Genomic DNA, 2,408 nt, shown 5'->3' with positions numbered 1-2,408 from the left:
ATTAGGTATACACAAGCTTAAATTAAACGTTGGAACGCGCGTTTTTCTTCTTTGATTTATAGGCTTTCATTGAAATTTTTAAAGCAAGCTGTTTTTGTTTAATTGAAATGAGTTGTCTAGTTACGACCTTATGGTGTAACTCTGTGATAAAGTTTTTTTCCCAAGGCGTAAGGCGGTCAAACCTCAATAAAATAGTGTCATTGAGTACATTGAACAACTCGTATTGGCTTTTATCCATTCGACTGCTAAGCATTCAATTAGAGCACTTAGCTAGAGAAATGACGTTAAGGCTTTCTACTTTCTCATTTTTTCCTAAGGTAATGATTCGATAAGAGATCCCACTCTCTAATAGTGGTCTTATTTCGATGTTGTCACAAAAACTAACGGCGACTTTTTCTACTAAGCGGTCCATATTCAAAGTTTTCTTTTTTACGAAAACAAGAGTGACACTATCGCCCTCTGACTGTGCATTTACGAGTGTGATTGAGCCTAACTCTTGTGGAAGTTGGCTTGAAATAACTGTCGCTCTATAATCGGCAAGTCCATTAGATTTTATTGGGCTTATCTGACAACCGTTAAGCATGACACTGACGAAGAGAATTACAGTTGTTCGTAGCATTATGCGCTCCTTCTTCCTTTAGGTGCCTTAAAATATTTATGGGTATAACGTGAAGATATAGAAGATAAGAGCGCACTGTAATCTAAACTGAATGTGACTTTTTCCCCTACAAATAGTGGTTTCTGTGAGGATTCAAGGACAAGATGATCACTGGTTGAAGACATGATCTTAATCCCATTCGGAGCCTTAAGCCCGCTGACACAAACATCTTGGCGGCCTAATGCTAGAATAGCTTGTGAGACCTCCCCTCTATCTTGAAGGTTTTCTTTTTCACCAAAAGCATTTAACCCCCGACTCCCCCAAGGCAAAGTCGGTTTAGTCTTGGATTCAATCACTTCAGCGGTCAAAGAAACCGCATCCGTATGTAAGCCTTTGATATTTTCGTGCTCTAAAGGCTCACAGCCTAAAAAAATTGCTTCTCCTATACGAAGGTTATTGACTCGAGTTAAGCCTGTTCTCTGAAGAGCCCAGTTAACTGAAGCAGAATTACCCCCTGAAATAATTTCTAGACTGACCCCAAATGTAGCTTCAATTCCATCGGCAAGCTCAGAAAGAATACTCATATTTTGATCATCTGGAGCGACACCATACCGACAGGCTAAATTCGTACCAATTCCTTTTATCGTGATGTTTGGTAAAGAAATAATCTCTCGGATAAAATCAATCACGCGATTTGGCATCACACCTTCTCTGAGATCGCCAAGCTCAACCATAATAATGATACCGTGACAGCAATTTTGTTGTTCCGCTGCATGTGAAAGCCTCTGAATCACTTCAACTTCAGAGTTTAAACTCATATCACTGTATTTTATTACGCTTGCCACTTGACTGAGCATGGGTGTACGTATCAGCATTTTAGGGATAGCAATGCCAATTTCAGTCATCTTTTGAAGATTTTCGATTCTTGAATCGGCTAACATTGTTGCGCCAGCATCAATAAGAACTTGTGCGATGATAGGGTGGCCGAGGAAGACTTTTGTTACAGGCGTAACGGATATATTTTTCAGTGATAACTGAGAAATCAGGAACTGAGCGTTATGATGAACTTTCCCACAATCGATGTCTAACCTAGGGTAGTTCACCCTTTTTCGGCCAGTTTACTTGCTATTATAGGGAAGGCTGACGTTACGATGTGCAGTAGATGTTCAACAGGCTGTGACAAGACATCAGTAACCGGTAGACCAAATTCGGTAGTGTAAGTGTCTATCGCACAACGTGTTTCATCCAACGACATATCTTCATGATTCAGTGTTAGTCCAATAACATTGGTATTAGAAAACGTTTCGATAAGATTGATTTCTGAGGCAATCGAAGGCATTGGGCAATCAGGAAAATCACTACGATATAAACGTTTAGGGGCATGTTGCAGTATCACACCCGTTGGACAACTGCCACGTAAGATAAAAGCGCTGGTTGAAAACGCAGGGTGACTCAAGGCTCCTTGCCCCTCAACAATTATCAGATCCGGATTTTCTTTTTCATAGGCCTGTACAATGACAGATTCCAATTCACCGGCACAAAATTGTGAAGGGACTGCATCGAGTGCAACGCAGTATTGTGCGCCTTGCATAATACCTGTTTGACCAGTGGCAATCAGAACGACGTTAAGGCCTTTTTTAGTCAGTTCATTCGCCAATATTGTTGCTGTTGTTCGTTTTCCTAGCGCGCAATCCGTCCCCATTACAGCAATTCTCGGACATTTAACGTTGTGTATTTTCCCGCTAAACGTTTTCAGATCGCCTTTACTTTTGGGTTTGCGAGTATCGAATATTCGAACGTTATTCTTTAA

3 protein-coding genes and 1 pseudogene are annotated in these 2,408 nt (G+C 40.7%); all 4 read right to left on the bottom strand.

Annotation, left to right across the window (positions count from 1 at the left end):
• Nucleotides 1-22 precede the first annotated feature (22 nt).
• Nucleotides 23-253: a hypothetical protein gene (locus AB4384_RS23020; RefSeq protein WP_004735670.1), complete on the bottom strand. Its 231-nt coding sequence runs from the start codon at nt 251-253 to the stop codon at nt 23-25.
• On the bottom strand, nt 254-619 hold the full coding sequence (gspS2, locus tag AB4384_RS23015; protein WP_016788065.1) for a type II secretion system pilot lipoprotein GspS-beta: 366 nt from the start codon (nt 617-619) through the stop codon (nt 254-256).
• A pseudogene (locus AB4384_RS23010) lies at nt 576-1,701 on the bottom strand (alanine/ornithine racemase family PLP-dependent enzyme). Before AB4384_RS23010 ends, gspS2 begins: the two are co-directional and overlap by 44 nt.
• Nucleotides 1,698-2,408: DUF1611 domain-containing protein (locus tag AB4384_RS23005; protein WP_372130162.1), on the bottom strand; the 711-nt coding region annotated here is incomplete at its 5' end. The gene AB4384_RS23005 and the pseudogene AB4384_RS23010, both read right to left, overlap by 4 nt.

Source organism: Vibrio sp. 10N.261.51.A4, assembly GCF_041471945.1.
Classification (GTDB): Bacteria; Pseudomonadota; Gammaproteobacteria; order Enterobacterales; family Vibrionaceae; genus Vibrio; species Vibrio crassostreae_C.
This window is presented reverse-complemented; position numbering and strand designations above follow the sequence as displayed.

What these genes read in the sequence shown, in the direction of transcription:
- AB4384_RS23020 (WP_004735670.1), bottom strand. Translation starts at nt 253, where the DNA reads ATGCTTAGCAGTCGAATGGATAAAAGCCAATACGAGTTGTTCAATGTA.
- gspS2 (WP_016788065.1), bottom strand. Translation starts at nt 619, where the DNA reads ATGCTACGAACAACTGTAATTCTCTTCGTCAGTGTCATGCTTAACGGT.